Source organism: Bacillus sp. FSL W8-1127, from assembly GCF_038006725.1.
Lineage (GTDB): Bacteria > Bacillota > Bacilli > Bacillales > DSM-4216 > Bacillus_O > Bacillus_O smithii.
On sequence record NZ_JBBOVU010000001.1, the window covers coordinates 3,031,786 to 3,049,315 of the forward strand.

Consider the following 17,530-nt stretch of genomic DNA (forward strand, 5'->3'; position numbering starts at 1 on the left):
TTTAATCATCTCCTATCTTTTTCTTTTGAAAATAATTTTTTTATATAATGATCAGCATTGTTGAAGCTGATGGATTCTAACTCTTCAGGTGTGAACCCTCTTTTGCTCATTTTCTCCAAAAGATATGGAATTTTTGTCGCATCCTCCAGATCTCTTGTGTATACATTAAATTCTGTACCTAAATCATAGGATTCTAAGTAATTTGCAAAATCAAACCCAAAGGCGACATGCTCCGGACCAACTAGATCAGCTATATAAATCGCATGATCAATGAATTTATCAATCGTTGGATTTTCGTGATCTACAAACAAACCATAAGTATTTAAACCGATGATTCCACCTCTTTCCGCAATCGCTTTTATTTGTTCATCTGTTAAATTTCTCTCATGGGGACAAAGAGCTCTTGCATTGCTATGAGAAGCTATAACTGGAAGTTCGCTGGCATTATACATATCCCAAAAAGATGTTTCATCTAAATGAGAAACATCAAGAATCCAGTTTTTCTTATTTGCCATCTGAACGGCAATTTTCCCATAGTCTGTGAGACCTTTGATCTTAGAATCTTCTGCGCCAGTACCGGTTGCCAAAAAGTTGCGCTCATTCCATGCAAAGATCAAATGAATAAATTTATTTTCATGAAGGAAATTGAATGCATTTTCGATTTTGGCTTCAATTGTTTCCCCTTTCCAATCCTTCATAAAAGTAAGGCCTTCAACCCCAAAAAAGATTTTGATTTTTTCCGAATCAGGGTTATTCCGTTGATCAGACAAAGGATGACCAATCATTGCGTGTTTAGAATCCATTAAATCACTCATTACATATTGAAATAATGTTTGAAACCTGTCATATGGATGATTACGGAATTTTGGCTCTACCCAAAACACACAAATGATAGAATCGACTCCGCCTTCTTTCAGTTTAGGATAATGAAATCGATCAAATATATTCTTTTCGCCACGGCTTTTCCGCCATGCAATATCAGTAAACAGGTCAGAATGCAGATCAAAAACTTTCATGATAAACTCCCCCATAACAAACAGATTCAGGTTTTTGTAAGTTGGCGGTATGCATCAGATAATAAATGAATAATTTATTTACTTTCATCATTCTAAAAATAAGATTAAAAATTCAGGAAGTTCAGTCAAAATATAATAACGAAGAGATTCTTTCCAAACTTTTAACAAGCTTTTTGGAATTTTTATCTTATTTTGTAGATGAAAGAGTGATTAGATCTCTTTCTTCAAACGAATGTTGAAGTACTTTATCGGCAGCGGAAAATTTGTTTGGAAAGAAAATCTGATAAAAGCTTGCCTTTTCAGTTAATCTGGAAATTTGTTTTAAACAAACTTTTGATTGTCCATTTGATTGATATAAAATTCTGAAAAATAATCGTATTTGCTGGCTCTATTCAAAAAGGTTCTCCTGCGGAGCCAGCGTTTCCTGTTAATCTATTTCGGTTTACGATTTGATATTCAATTGTTCAACTCCCATTTTCATCAAGGCGCTTTCATATTTATTTTTTCCGGTTTTTTCAGAAAGATGAGCAATGAATGCCATTTCTTTATTTAAATCAACCTTTTCCATCTTCAACTTTTTGCGGTTTCGAACTTTTATTAATGTCAATGAAGGTTGTTTAAGGAACCTTTTATTTTAAAACACCCTTCATAGCTAAGCTAGAAGGGTGTTTTTATGATGTTGAATACAATCGTTCGGAGATAACGTCATCGACTGGAACATAGTCATAGCCAAGGTCATCTGCAACTGCTTTAAATGTTACTTTTCCATTCATTACATTCACACCTGTTTTAATCGGTTCACTTTCTTTTATTGCTTTGACAACGCCTTTGGAAGCAATTTGCACAGCATATGGAATCGTGACATTTGTAAGACTTATTGTTGAGGTTCTTGGAACCGCACCGGGAATGTTAGCAACTGCATAATGCAGCACTCCATGCTTTTCGATAATTGGATTGTCATGAGTGGTTGCATGTTCAACCGTTTCAAAATTTCCGCCCTGATCAATAGCAACATCGATGATAACCGAACCAGGCTGCATGGATTTTATCATTTCTTCTGTTACAAGTTTAGGCGCTTTTGCGCCAGGGATCAGTACCGAACCGATCACTAAATCGGAGTCTTGGACAGATTCTGCAATATTAAACGGATTCGACATTAATGTCTGCACATTTGAACCAAAAATGTCTTCCAATTGACGCAGGCGCGCAGGATTTAAGTCTATAATCGTTACATCTGCACCAAGACCTTGTGCAATTTTTGCCGCATTGGTTCCAACCACACCACCGCCAATAATCGTTACTTTCCCGCGTTTGACACCAGGAACACCGCTTAGCAGAATCCCTTTCCCTCCTTTAGATTTTTCAAGATATTGCGCACCGAGTTGAACTGCCATTCGACCGGCCACTTCGCTCATTGGTGTCAACAGTGGCAATGAATTATATACGGTAATCGTTTCATATGCAATGGCGGTTACTTCATTTTCCACTAAAGCTTGAGTCAATTCAGGTTCATTTGCCAAATGGAGATAAGTAAATAAAATCAGTCCTTTTCGGAAATAACCATATTCAGACGGAAGTGGTTCTTTTACTTTCAGAATCATTTCTGCTTTTTCCCAAACCTCTGAAGCTCTTTCCAGAATCTCAGCCCCAGCCTGTTTATACTCTTCATCGGTAAAACCACTTCCGATTCCAGCGTTTGCCTCAATAAGAACTTTATGTCCTGCGTTAACTAAATGAATAACCCCTGCAGGTGTGATAGCCACACGATTTTCATTATTTTTAATTTCTTTCGGTACCCCGATGATCATCCTTACCATCTCCTTAAAATAACATCTGCACCATTATCATATATCTTTTATTTGAACCATACTTTATTAAAAAATCAGAAAATATCAAAAGTAATTTGTGTAAATCCACAAATTACTCGACCTTCATGCTCTCAAGTTTTAAATCCAGATATAATATTATCTTCTGGTTTGGATCTTTCAGGTTTACTTCTGTTAATTCTACTACTCTTTTCAAACGGTAATTTAACGTATTCGGATGAATATGTAATAATTGCGATGCTTGATAAACATTGCTGTCACATTCCAAATAAGTTTTAAGGGTAAGCAACAAATCGGTGCGATGCTTGAGGTCATACTCTCTTAATTTTGTAATGGCCTCACTCTGATAGTGATCACGTACTCGGATTTGATAAAGTTCATCTAAAAACTGATAGATGCCGATCTCCTGAAAACTATAAGTTTGCTGTAATTCATCGGGGAATTTTTCTTTAAGTCTTAATACCTTCAATGCTTGTTTATAGCTGTATTGAACATGCTCCGGAGAATTATAAACGGAGCCAAAAGAACCAGTTATTTTCCGAATTTGTAAACGCATACTTATTTTGTGGATAAAATCTTTAATAAAGCTGGAAAGGGCGCTTCTCGACTCTTGTTCTGTTCTGAGCCGGGTGAGCAATATTAATTGATTTTGATCAAATAGCCGGCCGACGACTTGGACATGCTGCAATGTCTCAGCTAAATAATAGGCATGTTTTTCAATAGCTTGCGATATATCATCATCAAATTCAATGATGGCAACAGCAAGCCTTCCATCCAGATTGACTCCGACCCGTTTAGCCTGGCGTTTAATTTTAGACACATCGTTCAGATGGCCTGTTAATAGCTGCCATAGAAATTCTTGATGACTCTCTTCCTCTTTTCGATTTCTCATTCGCTGAAGAAGGAGATGATTTTTCACAAATTTTGCGGCTTCCTTGAGCAAACGCATTTGATCGTCGCCCATTGTTTTATCATTGATTTGTGCCCATATAAAACCTAAGACCTCATTATGTTTTCGGATCGAGACGGCAACACGGTTGCCAAGTCCAACTTCTTCGATTGCAGGGACAATAACGGGTTCATCGCTTTCAAACAGTTTTGCCATAATACCATTTTTCCAAAGACTATTAATGATTTTATCTGGCACTTTTCTACTTATGATCGTGGCTATTCTTGCTTCATCTACATTTTCTTTATGTCTGCTGTAGGAAATAATCTGGTGAGTGGAATCCTCTATTGTAATTGGACATTCAAGCATTTCACCAATTCGATCTGCCAAAAGATCTAGGGAATTGGAATTGTCTTGGTGTAGTTGCGAAAGTAATTCTGGATAGTCTAGTGAATTCTTCATTAACGCTTCCCCCTTTGCATTCTCCCAAAACTTCCTAAAGCAAGGATCAACCAAAATGAACAAGAATCCGCCATTTCGTTATTTGAATGATCTTCATCTATCTTTAATGAGAAAATTTTCGAACAATTGGAAGAACATAAACAAAATTCGTACTAAAATCTTTTTCAACAGAAGCTTGTATCGCCAAAAATGAACGTAAAGAGTAATATGGCAAATTTTAAATGAATTCCTGAACGGTAAGTCAAAACACCGATTCAAGAAAAAATCAGGCAATATATTATTTGCTGCTGTAAATACAGTCCATTCTCTAAGAATGTTAAGTTAGTAATAGTTTCTTTTTCATTTATGTATTTTGCTAATTCCGTGATCTTAATTTCATAAATAAGGCGTGCCTTTCCTTTTTGGTTGATCAATTCTTTGCCGCTTATTTTTGCAAGATTTTTTTACATAAACCTTTTTAAAATTCCTGTTGCACACCGCACGCTTATGTTTATGCCAATGCTGATGTCTCCAGCAATTACTATTTTTGCATCATAGAAAACCAAGCATAAAATTTATGGAGAGTTAAAGAGCTTTGATTGCCTCCAAACCATTTTTTATTTCATTTCTTTTAAAAAAAGATCATTATGTCTTTAAACAGATTACTTTCTAAAATGCAGCATTCTCAATATTATTGTAAGGAAATCTAACAAATTTTAATAAGAAAACGTTTTAGAAATGTCTATTCGGTAGAGCAATGAATAAGTCCTTTGCAAAATATGAAGATACGTTTTCCTATAATTCCCATTCTGCATTAGTCAGCATAAACTTTTGTGTAACAGGTATATGTTGAGATGGTATTCTGTGGCAACAGGACTTATATGTTATTTTAAATCATTTCAATGTGTATGAAGCTAAAAGTACCATCGTAACGACAAATTTACAATTTGAACAATGAACCATATATTGGTGATCTAATATTAACAAAAGCAGTAATTAATAGATTGATACATCACTCCCATTTAATCATTTTTAAAGGCGATAGTCATCGCTATAAAGATTCAATCTCACTCAACCAATAACGGAATTTGGCAAGTTTCATTTTTAATTGCCATTTCATGCATTTTTTACTTGTCAAAAACACCTTTCCAAACAAAAACAGCCAATAATTTTCAAAGACGTATTAGACGAAGTAAAAATATTGTGTAAGCAATTTTTTTGTTAGATAAAAAGAAAAAGGCAGGGTATTTTCAAATTTGCAACAAAACAAAACTGAATGGAAATACCCTACCTCATGAATAACAGTGCACTCAATTCAGATTTCTTTTTAACAGAAAAGGGCAAAAAATTGTTAAAGAGCAAAATTTTAAAGATGCCCTTAATAAAGTTTAAGACAACTCCCGCTTTTTAGTATTTACCATTAATCTTCCAACCACCTACGATGTGCAGGATTTTCTAAGTCTACTTCAACTACACCTTCTGAATTAGCATATACCACTGAAATATTTTCCATGGAGAGTAATTTATCAATATCTATACTCTTACTGCGCTTTTCATTTTCCTTTTGTAATCGACGATAATAAGATATTTTTCGTTTAGTATATTGGTCTCTAAAACCGTAATCAAATCTCCTTTTTGATTTGAATTTGTTTTTATTTTTCATTTTTTCACTTCCTTGTAAAAGCGCCCTACAGTTTAATTTTCATATTTAGTTAAATTCTGAATGAAAGTAGTAAGTTGTTCAAATGAAGCATTTTTAGGATATTCATGTAAGTCAATGAAATTAGCATTGAAAAACATTTCATAATAAGCCTCAATAGATCTTCGAGGAACTTTACAAAGATGCGAGTCCAAGAATGATTTATGTGTTTCATAATGGTGGGAAAAGATAAACTCACTCCACGTATTTGCTAATTCCTCATCATCTTTAATATCAATAATCTCAATCTGCTCCATACTTCTATCTTCAATTTTTCCCCATGCTTTTTTCATTAAATTAACAGCCTCGATATCTGATTTCGGTGCACCATATCCAAAAATAGTTAACGCATATGCTTGATCAATTGCTTGCCCCAAAATATTCCATTGATCTTTGATAAAAGGGTTACTATTATAGTTTTTTTCACTTATGGGATATAGTAATTTAGTTGGAACTAATTGTTCACCACAATAAGAACAATTATTACCTATCTTTCCAATCAATTTACACCTTTCACAAGTAGCAACTCTTACATTTCCATGTAAAAATAATAGATGAGGTAAGTTTGTAGTAATTTTATGACATCTTTGCCAAGCATCACATAATAGAGGATCCCAATTGAATGTTGCAATAACATCCTTCCTCCTCAGCGAGAGAACAAGATAATCATAAATTGTAGGTTCGTCAGGCAATTCCAAGGAGCTAAAATAATCGTACACACTTTTCTCAATGGTCTCTAATACCTCTGTATAATCTCTTTTTGAATACAGTTCACTATATATATCTTCAAAATTATCACTTTTAAAATCTATATCAATTTGGTGTACAAGGTCTTCTATACCTATTACCTTAATAAGATTATTCATTATTGGGAGCCTTTTACCATTTCTATCACCATTTGTTGGTATTGTTGTAGCCAGACTTGCTCCCGCACCCAAAATAACTACATGTCTTTTAATTTCCTTTGGATTTTCAATTAAATTTGCAACCATTTCAACTCTCCTTAGGTAACGTTTTCAAATGTATTAAAGTATTAGGGTTAATTGCTTGCATGAAGAATTCCATCAATTGCATCCGCACCATTAAAAATAAAAATACCATCTTCTTTTTTAAGTTTTGTTTTTCGACCTAATTCTAAAGCCTTATTTACATCTTCTATAAACTTATCTTGTTCTTCCTCAGTCAATTTATAATCTACTATTACAAACCTTTTAAGTAGGATCCCATCTCTTTTTCTGTGTATTTTCAAACGCTCACTAATTGCCTCATTAATATGTTCATCTCTAAAACTGTAACCAATAATGTATAATTCTTCGCAAAGATTTTCTGGGTCCACCATCTTTTCTTTAAACTTCCCATAGTAGAAACTGAATGGTAAACTTTGAATCTTCTTACTCTTAAATCCTCCCGTAATTATGGAAGGGAAGAGCTCGTTTACATCTAACTTTTTATACAAATCAGATAATCTTATATCCTCAGTTCTTAGTTTAAAAATTCTCCCATCAGAAAGCCGTTTAAATGATGAAAGAGAACCATGTAAATGGTGAAGCCGTATTCTTCTATAACCAAAATCATTTAAAGTCTGCTGTGGATCAAAGTTAAACTTATCATGGCCATCTGGAGTTTTACCACGTTTAACATGAAAATCTGTAAATTCATCAGTTCCAACAATTCTTAGTAAAATAGTTTCTAATAATAAGTCAAAATTCAAAGTAAATAAATCAATTTCATCATTACCTTGAAGCTCTGCTTGTAACCAATTGATGAATCCTGATAGTCTATCACCTATTTGTTCCCAGTGTACATTTCCATCTATAATTTCAACTATTGAAGAAGTATAAGAAATGATTATTTCCTTTATTTTAGTTAGATGACTCTGTAATTCTTCAACGTCAAGGCCTTCCGATTCTAGATATTTTTTACCTTCTTCCTCATTTATTAAAAAATTCACATAGCTATCTAGTGCATCATGAACTTGCTCTATACTTGCGATAGCCTCTTCAAAATCAACTTGAATATACTCATCCTTTTGAATTCTTTCCATGTGATGCTGAATAAACTTTTGATGTTCTGGGGTTAATTTATTGTAAAAAGTCTGAGTAATATTTTGTAATGCAAATGCTCTATTTAAACCAACAGATAAGCCATTACCAGTTAAAACAACTTTTTTCAATTAGAACACTCTCCTCATAATGTAATCTAAAAATTCATGATTAAATGACGGAAAAAAAGCAGTTCCATAATTAGTTAATATACGTCGGAACTGCTTTCTGTTGTTTTATCTAGTTGTTTTATACCGAGTAGTTCACTTCTATAAGTCTTTAACTACTTCTTCATCCAATATTGCCTTTCTCTTTTCCCAATCGGGCATTAGAGAATACAGCATTTTATAAAAATTGTCGCTATGGTCGTTGTATTTAAAATGAATCAACTCATGCAGTACAACATAATCGATACAGTATTTTGGAGCTTTTATCAACTCGGTGTTTAATAAGATTGTGTTTTTTTCTGTCAAAGCTGAGCCCCATCGTGCTTTCATTGACCGCAAATCCATGTTTGGTTTTTCGACTCCATACTTTTGAACCAATGGAAACATTTTATCAAGGGATTCATGGAATGTTTTTTGAGCTTTTTCACGATACCATTCATCCATTAGTTTGGCTTTACGATTAACATTTTCTGTATTTTTAACGTAAAGATAGATAAACCCCCGAAAGTATTTCACCTTTTCTTTCTCTGCCTGTATGACCCGTAAGCGATATTGCTTTCCTAAATACTTAAAGGTTTCGCCGCTTACATATTCTCTTTCACTTTGCCTATATGGCTGAACATCTTGAAACGTCTTGACATTCTTTAATATCCATGCACCCTTTGTTTTCACAAAATCACAAATAAAGTCAAGCGGCACTCTGTCATTGGCAGTGACTTCAATTGTCATATCCGGTTTGATATTAAGATTAACATTTTTCACTTTTTTCCGCTTCACGACGAAGTCAATGATTTTATTGGCGTACTCGATTTGATGCTTTTCCATGCTGTTCCCGCCCTTAGTAACGTCTTAGAGCAACCGTTTTAATTTGCTCAATAATTTTATCAATCGTATCAAAGTCGATTTCCAAATTTTGCTTTTCTTTAAAATCAAAAAGAAGATCATCCAATTCCTGAGCAATGCGATTGTGGATTTCTACATTATCATGCCAATCCACTTTTTGGTGTTTTTTAATGATTTCATCTATTTTTAATGCTAAATCACCAAGAGTATTCGTGTCATAACTTGCAGCCGTTTCCTTTGTTTCGCTCAAAATATCTTTTGTTACTCCGTAAAAGGCTTGTGCATTCCAATTTTCTTTTATTACTTCAGGATATCTTTCTGATGATTCACCCCGACGATAATCATTCATGATGTCCTTCATTCGGTTTAAATACTCTGCTTCCGAAATGCGTTTATCTTTGTATTCTTGAATAGCCTCTTGTATGCGCTCAGAAAACTTTTTATAGTAGGATGGATTTTCATCCCACTTTGCATGAACGCTCTTCGTTAAACGAGTACGAATCGCATCCGCTTTGGCTCTCTTTGACTGTAAACGCTCCAACTCCTCTTCAAAAGCTTTTGCGTTTAAAATATCTACAGGATTCGTAATGCGGATAACTTCCTCGGCAGCGATATAGTTATCCATTAATTTCTGCATTTTCGCTTCATACTCTTTATGGTCAATGGTATCCGAATAACGCAGCTTCACACTTTTCCGCAAATCTTGGAAAAACTTGAAATCCTTTTTGTACTTTTGAAGTTCTTCAGGTGGTAAAGTATTATAGATTTTCTCCGATTCTAACGCAATCCCAAGGTTTCTGCCAAAATTGCTTAAAACGCCATAAAACTCTTCTCTGCGCTCCTCGTCCTCCAACCATACTTCATACTCTTCTCTATCGTTCTTGTTCTTGATTGGTGCAAAAATTTGCCATAAATCGGAATAATATTGCCGTAATGATCCAATTACGCTTATGACATCGTAAATAGCACCTTTTAAATCTTCCGGATCAAAGTTTTCCAAACCTGCGCCGGAATACATCTGCATGGCTTCATCCAGTTTATCCAATAAACCGCGGTAATCGATGATTAAACCATAATCTTTTCCTTCATAAAGACGATTGACCCGGGCTATGGCTTGGAGAAGCGTATGTTCTTTCATAGGCTTATCGACATAAAGTACCGTTGCTCTTGGCGCATCGAAACCCGTCAGCAATTTGTCCACGACAATCAGCAAATCCAGTTCGTCGCCGTTTACGAATTCATCTTTGATCGCATCCTCATATTTTTCAGGCGTTCCGTAGCGATCCATCATTCGTTTCCAAAACTGCTGGACTTTATCTTTCGATTCCTGATCGACTACTTCATGTCCTTCCCGTTGATCAGGCGGGGATATGACAACGGCACAGTTCAAATCACCCAGTTCCTCAAAAGCCTCAAGATAGCGTATCGCTTCAATTTTACTATTGGTGGCCAACATCGCTTTGAATTGGCTTCCTTGTGTTTTATAGTTTTCTACAAAATGTTTGTTAATATCTTCCGCAATTAAATAAATTCTCTGTTCCGAAGAAGCAAGTTTTTCATATTTACTCCATCTTTGCTTTACTTCCTCTTTTTGCTTGTCATTCAGATTGCGTGTAATCATTTCCAAACGATGATCGATCGCCTTTTGATTCACCGATTGTTCGACCATTTTTCCTTCATATAAAAGGGGAACAATCGCTTTATCCCGAACACCATCCGCAATTGTGTACTTATGTATAAGTTTGCCAAATTTAATCAATGTGTTTTTTTCTTTTTTCATTAATGGTGTCCCTGTAAAGCCGAGATAACAGGCATTTGGGAATACTTTCTTCATTTTTAGATGAAGCTCGCCATACTGTGTACGATGTGATTCGTCGACTAAAACAAAGATATCCCTTGATTCAATTGGCTTTTGTTTGGAAGACGCTGTATCAAACTTATGAACTAAAGTCGTGACAATATCAGAATGGTTATCATTTATTAAATCTACCAAATGGCTTCCTGAAGTTGCACGACTTGCTTTTAATCTTGTATGGCTGAATGTTTTATGTATTTGTTTATCCAATTCAACCCGATCTGTTACAACAATGACTTTAGGATTGAAACCGCGCAGCTCAGATAAAATATACTTGGCTAACATCACCATCGTTAGTGATTTACCTGAACCTTGTGTATGCCAAATCACGCCGCTTTGACGATTGCCGTTTTCATCTCGTTCTTCAATCGTTTTTATAATTTCTTTAATGGCAAAGTATTGTTGATAACGGGCTACTTTTTTAACGTCTTTATCAAATAAGGTAAAGAACTGGGTTAACTCTAACAAACGCTCGGGGTGAAACAGTGAAATGATGTTCTTATCTTGCATGGTTGGCAGTCTGCCTTCCACTGTTTTATCCAGCCAGTTCTGCAGCCATTCCTCTTTTTCTTCTTTCCAAACAGACCAAAACTTTTTCGGAGTATTGCATGTTGCGTATTTGGTTTCATTTTTATTCGTGGACATCACAATTTGAATAAACTTAAATAATTGTGGGGCGTAATCTTTCCCCTGATTGCGAATCATTTGACTGATTCCTTGATTCATAGAAATCGACGCTTTTTTACATTCAATGACCGCAAAAGGAATCCCGTTCACAAACAACACAATATCCGGCCTTACAGTTCCACGCCCATCCATTCGTTCCACTTCAAACTCTTCCACTACATGAAAGACATTATTTTCGATGTTGTTCCAGTCGATATATTGAATGGTAAACGATTTTTTCGATCCATCCGGCAAAAACTCCGTATAGCTTCTCCCGTTCATGATGGTCTCATAAATCACTTCATTTGTTTTCACCAATCCATTGGTCAGCGGCTCATCTAAATCACGAATGGCTTGGCGAATATTGGATTCGCTAAATTGATAAATTTGACCTTGATACTCATAGGAATTCAATTCTTTTAGCTTTTCCTCTAAAACGGTTGTCAACAATACATGATGCAGGTTTCCCCGCATTCTTTCTGCTTCTTCCGGTAATAGGTATTGATACCCTAACTTTTGCAACACCTCAATCGCCGGAACCTGGCTTATAAACCGTTCATCATAACTCTTCTCCCTTGACATCCTCACGCCTCCTGTTGAAAAAATAAGGGAAGAGTAAAGGGGGTTATACCTTTACTCGGACTTTTCCCGTAAGAAGTAATTGCATAAGGCCTTTCTTTTGTTGTTTTAAATAGATTAATTCTTTTTCTTGTAAAGATATAAATTTATCAAATTGGGCTAAGATCTTCGAAATACTAATCTGCTCATTTATTGATGGTATTTTAAATTTGAAATTCTCAATTTGCTTACTACTAATATTCGGTTGTGCACCCGTTGCCAATTCTTCAGTTAGTTGAGTTTTAAACTTAGTAGACGTTACTAAATAATACAAATAACCATAATCTAATTTACTTTTATCAAGGTTAACAAATTTCCCAACACGCTGGTTCAAATATGCAATTTCATTTTTTTTGTATATACCCACTTTACCGGTTGTTGCCCCAGACATTGCTATTAGAATATCCCCATATTGAACCATAAAATTATCCGAGATTTTAATTTCATCATAGTATACGAACTCTTGATTATAATCAGTTATTTCTGGAAGAATATTTGAAATCCGAACAATGGGTATACCCTTTTCCTTAAACATTGATGATTTAAAAGCATATCCACCTTGTAATTTAGCAAGTTCACCTAACCTTACTTGTTCCCACTCTCCCTCAAACCCAGGCAATCTCACTTCACCCGTCAACAGCTTCTGCATTAATCCTTTTTTCTGCTGTTTTTTCTGCTCGATTAGCTTTTCTTTTAGCTCAATTGCCTTGTCCCATGTGGAAAGGATGGAGGCGATTTTCTTACGCTCGATATCATTGCGAGGATATGGAATAAGAAACCCTTTTACAAAATCAGTAGATATTCTTTTTTGGCCTGCCGTCCCTGTCATATTTTTTTCGCCAATTTTCCTAAACCTATCAGTTACAGTATGATAATAAATAAAAAGTTCATCCCCATTTTTCTTTGACCTTAATACATGAAATTCTGTACTTCCAAAACCTGTTTTGTTTATCAGGTTATCAACCAAAGCACCCTTCCCATTTTCGAAACAAGGTGTTATTTTAGCAACAAGAACATCTCCGTCCCTAAAAGAAGTAAAACCTTTGAATACCTCTTTATATAATCTTGGTTGATAGCTTATTAATCTAGCGTCGTCTGAAACATCGGACATTGAAATAAAAGAGACAGTATCATTTTCATCTAAAACTTCTTTTCTTGGATTTATATTTGAGATGTCTTCCAAATGTTTCACATCCCAATCTTCAGGAATTACACCTATTTTTGAAGTTTTATATCCATCTGGCATTTCCCCACGTTTAATCTTATCAATTCTCTCTTTAATCTCAGGTTTCATATTCAATCCCCCTAAAAGTAGGACAGCATATCTCTTGAGATACGAATCGTATTGTCCTTACCATCAAGAATATCTGCCCGTCCAGTACCGTATGCCTTTAAACCATGTATTCCTTTTTCCCATTTGATCGTGATTCGATAGCTTTCTCGATCATAATCAATATCCAAACAGTCTTTCACTTCATCAAGAGATAATATAGCAATCTCGCTATCTTGCAACTTATCACGCCCACAAATCAAAACAAAGTATAGCTTGGTTCCATTCTCCTTATATTTCCTGAAATATTCTACTTCATCAGGTGAGAAAATAAATTGCCATAACTGAGCATCCTTTTTCTGTCTTCTTAAAGGGGAAGACACATATTTAGCGTAAATTTGATAGTCCCCGTTGTCGGTTGTCATCTTGTATATCCTACGAGAATCCCCGGGTTCAATAATGGCTGGAGCAAGACCATTATTGACGAAACAAGACAACATAGAACCATAATAAAAGTCCGCTTTTCGCACAGCTCCCATAAAAATCCCTCCTACAATCCCAATTCTTCCAAGTATTTCGCCATCTGCTTTTCTACTTCTTGTAGCTCCCTCTTAATATTGGCGATATTTTCTTTCACCGCTTCCATATCCACAGGTTCTTCTTCTTCAAATGTATCGACGTAGCGAGGGATGTTTAAGTTATAGTCGTTTTCGCGAATTTCATCAATGGTAGCAACATAGGAGTATTTATCAATTGTTTCTCTTTTCTCATACGTTTCAACGATTTTTTCTATGTCTTGTTCTCTTAATTTGTTTTGGTTTTTGCCTTTTTCATAATGTTCTTCACCAGAAGCATCAATGAAGAGGACGTCTTTTCGTGTACGGTCTTTTCGAAATACCATGATACAAGCTGGGATTCCGGTACCGTAGAATAAACCTTCCGGAAGCCCGATGACAGCATCCAACAGATTCAACTCAATAATTTGTTTACGGATTTTTCCTTCACTCGATCCTCTGAAAAGAACACCATGAGGCAGGATCGTCGCCATTCTTCCGTTTTCCGCTAATGAATACAGCATATGTTGAACGAAAGCGTAGTCCCCTTTTGAGCTTGGTGGAACTCCCCATTCAAATCTTCTATATGGGTCAAGGCTTGCTTCCATTTTAAATTTTTTATCTGTGTTTCCTTCACCGGCAAATCCCATTGCCCATTTGTCTAATGAAAATGGGGGATTCGCAACAATGACTTGGAACTTCATTAACTTGCCATCTTCCAAGTGCAGTGGATTCGCTAATGTATCTCCCCATTCAATTTTTGCATCATCAATGCCATGCAAATACATATTCATTAACGCTAATGAGTGTGTTGCACCATTCCGTTCCTGACCGTAAATCGCCACTTTTTTGCTTGGCACTTGTTTTGCAACCTTAATCAGTAATGAACCTGAACCACATGTCGGGTCATAAATGCGATCGTTTTCTTGCGGTTTTACTAATCGTGCCAAAAGTTCTGAAACTTCTGCTGGCGTATAAAATTCTCCGCCTTTTTTCCCTGCATCTGAAGCAAAAAGCCCGATCATATATTGATAAGCATTTCCGACAATATCTTCATTTCCTAATTGCGACGGTCTTAGAGATAATTGATTAAAATCCTCTAATAATGAACGGAGCATGGCATTCCGTTCTTTTGCTTTTCCTAGAATCGCCTCTGAATTAAAATCAATATTGCGGAAAACGCCACGAAGTTTCCCCGAGTTTTCATTTTCAATTCGTTCCAACGCTTTGTTGATAATCTCTCCAATTTCCGGATCATTTCTTTTACTATATAAATAGTCAAAGGTGGATGTTTCATCCAATACAAAACGTTCTCTCGATAATGCACGTTGAATGCGTTGTTCATCTCCATTGTAGCGCTTTGTATATTCTTCTAATTTCTCTTTATACGTATCACTCAGATACTTAATAAACAACATGGTTAAAATGTAATCTTTATAAGTTGATGAATCGATTTTTCCTCTAAACGTATCGGCAGCTTGCCATAAAACGCTGTTAATTTTCTCTTGTGTTGTCTGTTCAACCATTATTTCTCCTCCTGATTCTTACCACTTAAAATTTGTTGAGCAATGCCTTGAAAGAGCAACTCTTTTTCTTCAATCAGCTTCTTATACAATCGTTTTTCTTTTTGATGAAGCTGATATAGTTCTATTAGTGCTTTTTGTTTGGAAAGTGATGCAGCTATAATAGGAATGGTTTTTAAAACTTGCTGATTCGTACTCGGTATCCGACTGCCCGCTTGAGAACGCTCCAATTCTTTTTTCACATTCCACGTGTTAAGATACCATGCTATGTATCGGGGCATAACTTTTGACTGATCCACTTTGATAATGGCAAAGTAGGATGGAATCAATAAGCCGCTGTACTCTTTATCGATACAGACTGCTGTATACGGCTGACTTAACCGCATCAATACATCGCCTTCTTTGGTAAAGTAATGATCTTCTAACTCATCATTACTAACAAACTCTTCAAACGAATCATTTTCGATGAATCCATCTTCGCTTATATTTTTAAGAGACAGCAGTTTATATGTGGCCTTTGCCGTATATTCGATCTCCGCTTTTTTCCTGCTTAAAACTAGACCCGTCTTTATGTCAGCAATATCACCGAGCTGCATATTGCACCTCCTTTTAAATGTCAAATTCAATATTTAACAACAGTGTTAAATAAAGTATATGACTTTTTGACTAGCGCGTCAATCGTTTTCTTTTATATGTGCAGCAACAACCAAAAATTTTTTCTGTGTACATGAACTATATAAAGGAATAGTACGCATTGAATAAATAAACGTTCTTCACAATGACACTATCAAAATGTCGGTTTTGCCCACGGAGAAAATCTATTTTTCTTGGACCACCGGGCGTTGGAAAAACACATTTAGCCATTTCCTTTTCGATTGAAGCCATTACTCAAGAATACACCGCTTTAGACGATTTAGTGGCAGAACGCCGAAAGGCAAACGAAAAAGGGACTCTCGAACGTTTAGTCAATCATTGGAGTCGCCCAGACATACTTTATAGATGAGGTAGGATATCCCCTTTTGATGAACTAACGGAGAATGTGTTTTTTTAAATCATAATCGAAATGATATGAACAAGGAACGATGATTCTTACATCGAATAAATCCTATCTCAAATGGGGAAAAGTATTCGGCGACGATCATTAGCAACAGCCATTTTAGATCGTCTATTACATCACCCCATTACCTTTAACATCAAAGGCGATTCTTACCGCCTCCGAGAAAAGAAAAAAGCAGGCCTTTTTCCTTCCTAGTTATCGAATTAAACGTTCAAAATGGGGAATTTCATTTTGTTGAAATTGGGGAATTTTCAATCGTTGTTGTCCCCCGCCCCAACCCCGCATTCTTAAGTTCGAGTTAAAATACAGTTTGGCTATAGAAACCTAATTTCGGACAATTTTTGATGCAAAAATGACCGTTTTTTCGCCTCTTTTTTCGCATTAAAAAATAGTTTTGCTTATATTTGGAGAGAAGAGAAAATTGAGAAAAGAATGATGGGACAAGGGATTGGCATGAAAAAAACCGAAATCGCAAATGATTTTTTTAACGAAATCAGAGTCGGAATAGCAAGAGTTTATTTTAACTAGCAATTGTTTATTTTGGGGTTACATAGGAGAAAAAAAAGAGACTAGGAGGTAAGAAGACTAATCTTGCATTTTGCTTACTATACACCTTCTAAATAATTCATTTTGGCTTGTTTTATTTGTTGTTCTACAAGCTCCCATCGTTTATCAAATATATCAATATCATCAAAACTTGCATCCCAAAAATATTTCTTTCTTGCACTTTCCCTTGCATCATTTAGAACTTTTTCTAAGTTTTCACTTTCATACTTAACAATTGTTATTATCCACTCACGTTCAAATCCTTCGTTTTCTATCTTAAAGTATATTTCATCACGTTTCTCCATAAGTTTATCTCTTTTTTCTATCCATTTTCCCCTACTATCCAAACTTGAACTTTCTTTTATAATTACGTCAAGCCTTTTTAATGTTGCCGAAATATCAGTCAATTCCCTGAATTTCCGCTGAAGTAACTTATCTCCCTTCAACTTCTCTAATGTTTCGTTCAATTTTTGTTCTGTTATCTTAATAACTTGTTCTTCAAATACTCTAACCATGTT

13 protein-coding genes and 2 pseudogenes are annotated in these 17,530 nt (G+C 35.4%); 2 read left to right on the forward strand and 13 right to left on the reverse strand.

All coding sequences use genetic code 11. The features are described from left to right. Positions 1-5: 5 nt before the first annotated feature. The 3 genes from NST12_RS14230 to NST12_RS14240 form a co-directional block, all read right to left on the reverse strand. The gene (locus tag NST12_RS14230; RefSeq protein ID WP_341101647.1) at positions 6-1,016 is read right to left on the reverse strand and encodes a dipeptidase; all 1,011 of its coding nucleotides are present in this window, start codon (positions 1,014-1,016) and stop codon (positions 6-8) included. Positions 1,017-1,687: 671 nt separating this feature from the next. After that, on the reverse strand, positions 1,688-2,824 hold the full coding sequence (ald, locus tag NST12_RS14235; RefSeq protein WP_341030186.1) for an alanine dehydrogenase: 1,137 nt from the start codon (positions 2,822-2,824) through the stop codon (positions 1,688-1,690). 112 nt (positions 2,825-2,936) lie between these two features. After that, the gene (locus NST12_RS14240) at positions 2,937-4,193 is read right to left on the reverse strand and encodes a PucR family transcriptional regulator (protein WP_341030187.1); all 1,257 of its coding nucleotides are present in this window, start codon (positions 4,191-4,193) and stop codon (positions 2,937-2,939) included. Positions 4,194-5,079: 886 nt separating this feature from the next. Here NST12_RS14240 and NST12_RS17180 point away from each other — a divergent pair. Continuing rightward, positions 5,080-5,254 (forward strand): annotated as a pseudogene (locus tag NST12_RS17180) (ATP-binding protein); the annotation flags it as partial. Between the two features lie 338 nt (positions 5,255-5,592). Here the strand turns inward: NST12_RS17180 and NST12_RS14250 are convergent. The 9 genes from NST12_RS14250 to NST12_RS14290 all read right to left on the reverse strand — a co-directional run bounded on the left by NST12_RS14250 (position 5,593) and on the right by NST12_RS14290 (position 16,005). Further along, the gene (locus NST12_RS14250; protein WP_270584527.1) at positions 5,593-5,835 is read right to left on the reverse strand and encodes a hypothetical protein; all 243 of its coding nucleotides are present in this window, start codon (positions 5,833-5,835) and stop codon (positions 5,593-5,595) included. 32 nt (positions 5,836-5,867) lie between these two features. Then, positions 5,868-6,863 carry a hypothetical protein gene (locus tag NST12_RS14255; RefSeq protein WP_341030188.1) on the reverse strand — a complete coding sequence of 332 codons (996 nt, stop codon included), beginning with the start codon at positions 6,861-6,863 and terminating at the stop codon, positions 5,868-5,870. Between the two features lie 47 nt (positions 6,864-6,910). Then, on the reverse strand, positions 6,911-8,044 hold the full coding sequence (locus NST12_RS14260; RefSeq protein WP_341030189.1) for an SIR2 family protein: 1,134 nt from the start codon (positions 8,042-8,044) through the stop codon (positions 6,911-6,913). A 138-nt stretch (positions 8,045-8,182) separates the two neighbouring features. Then, positions 8,183-8,905, reverse strand: coding sequence for a YgjP family zinc-dependent metalloprotease (locus tag NST12_RS14265; protein ID WP_341030190.1), 723 nt, complete (start codon positions 8,903-8,905; stop codon positions 8,183-8,185). Positions 8,906-8,918: 13 nt separating this feature from the next. Beyond that, the gene (locus NST12_RS14270) at positions 8,919-12,026 is read right to left on the reverse strand and encodes a type I restriction endonuclease subunit R (protein WP_341030191.1); all 3,108 of its coding nucleotides are present in this window, start codon (positions 12,024-12,026) and stop codon (positions 8,919-8,921) included. A 43-nt stretch (positions 12,027-12,069) separates the two neighbouring features. Next, positions 12,070-13,356: a restriction endonuclease subunit S gene (locus NST12_RS14275; RefSeq protein ID WP_341030192.1), complete on the reverse strand. Its 1,287-nt coding sequence runs from the start codon at positions 13,354-13,356 to the stop codon at positions 12,070-12,072. An 11-nt stretch (positions 13,357-13,367) separates the two neighbouring features. Then, positions 13,368-13,871: a hypothetical protein gene (locus tag NST12_RS14280; RefSeq protein WP_021837190.1), complete on the reverse strand. Its 504-nt coding sequence runs from the start codon at positions 13,869-13,871 to the stop codon at positions 13,368-13,370. Positions 13,872-13,882: 11 nt separating this feature from the next. Next, positions 13,883-15,412, reverse strand: coding sequence for a type I restriction-modification system subunit M (locus NST12_RS14285; RefSeq protein WP_341030193.1), 1,530 nt, complete (start codon positions 15,410-15,412; stop codon positions 13,883-13,885). After that, positions 15,412-16,005, reverse strand: a complete 594-nt coding sequence (locus tag NST12_RS14290) for a restriction endonuclease subunit S (RefSeq protein WP_341030194.1) — start codon at positions 16,003-16,005, stop codon at positions 15,412-15,414. Before NST12_RS14290 ends, NST12_RS14285 begins: the two co-directional genes overlap by 1 nt. 182 nt (positions 16,006-16,187) lie before the next feature. Here NST12_RS14290 and NST12_RS17185 point away from each other — a divergent pair. Beyond that, positions 16,188-16,661, forward strand: a pseudogene (locus NST12_RS17185) (ATP-binding protein). A 410-nt stretch (positions 16,662-17,071) separates the two neighbouring features. Here the strand turns inward: NST12_RS17185 and NST12_RS14295 are convergent. Continuing rightward, on the reverse strand, positions 17,072-17,527 hold the full coding sequence (locus tag NST12_RS14295; RefSeq protein WP_156179265.1) for a hypothetical protein: 456 nt from the start codon (positions 17,525-17,527) through the stop codon (positions 17,072-17,074). Positions 17,528-17,530 lie beyond the last annotated feature (3 nt).

What these genes read in the sequence shown, in the direction of transcription:
- NST12_RS14290 (WP_341030194.1), bottom strand. Translation starts at nt 16,005, where the DNA reads ATGCAGCTCGGTGATATTGCTGACATAAAGACGGGTCTAGTTTTAAGC.
- NST12_RS14295 (WP_156179265.1), bottom strand. Translation starts at nt 17,527, where the DNA reads ATGGTTAGAGTATTTGAAGAACAAGTTATTAAGATAACAGAACAAAAA.
- NST12_RS14230 (WP_341101647.1), bottom strand. Translation starts at nt 1,016, where the DNA reads ATGAAAGTTTTTGATCTGCATTCTGACCTGTTTACTGATATTGCATGG.
- NST12_RS14280 (WP_021837190.1), bottom strand. Translation starts at nt 13,871, where the DNA reads ATGGGAGCTGTGCGAAAAGCGGACTTTTATTATGGTTCTATGTTGTCT.
- NST12_RS14270 (WP_341030191.1), bottom strand. Translation starts at nt 12,026, where the DNA reads ATGTCAAGGGAGAAGAGTTATGATGAACGGTTTATAAGCCAGGTTCCG.
- ald (WP_341030186.1), bottom strand. Translation starts at nt 2,824, where the DNA reads ATGATCATCGGGGTACCGAAAGAAATTAAAAATAATGAAAATCGTGTG.
- NST12_RS14250 (WP_270584527.1), bottom strand. Translation starts at nt 5,835, where the DNA reads ATGAAAAATAAAAACAAATTCAAATCAAAAAGGAGATTTGATTACGGT.
- NST12_RS14240 (WP_341030187.1), bottom strand. Translation starts at nt 4,193, where the DNA reads ATGAAGAATTCACTAGACTATCCAGAATTACTTTCGCAACTACACCAA.
- NST12_RS14255 (WP_341030188.1), bottom strand. Translation starts at nt 6,863, where the DNA reads ATGGTTGCAAATTTAATTGAAAATCCAAAGGAAATTAAAAGACATGTA.
- NST12_RS14275 (WP_341030192.1), bottom strand. Translation starts at nt 13,356, where the DNA reads ATGAAACCTGAGATTAAAGAGAGAATTGATAAGATTAAACGTGGGGAA.
- NST12_RS14265 (WP_341030190.1), bottom strand. Translation starts at nt 8,905, where the DNA reads ATGGAAAAGCATCAAATCGAGTACGCCAATAAAATCATTGACTTCGTC.
- NST12_RS14285 (WP_341030193.1), bottom strand. Translation starts at nt 15,412, where the DNA reads ATGGTTGAACAGACAACACAAGAGAAAATTAACAGCGTTTTATGGCAA.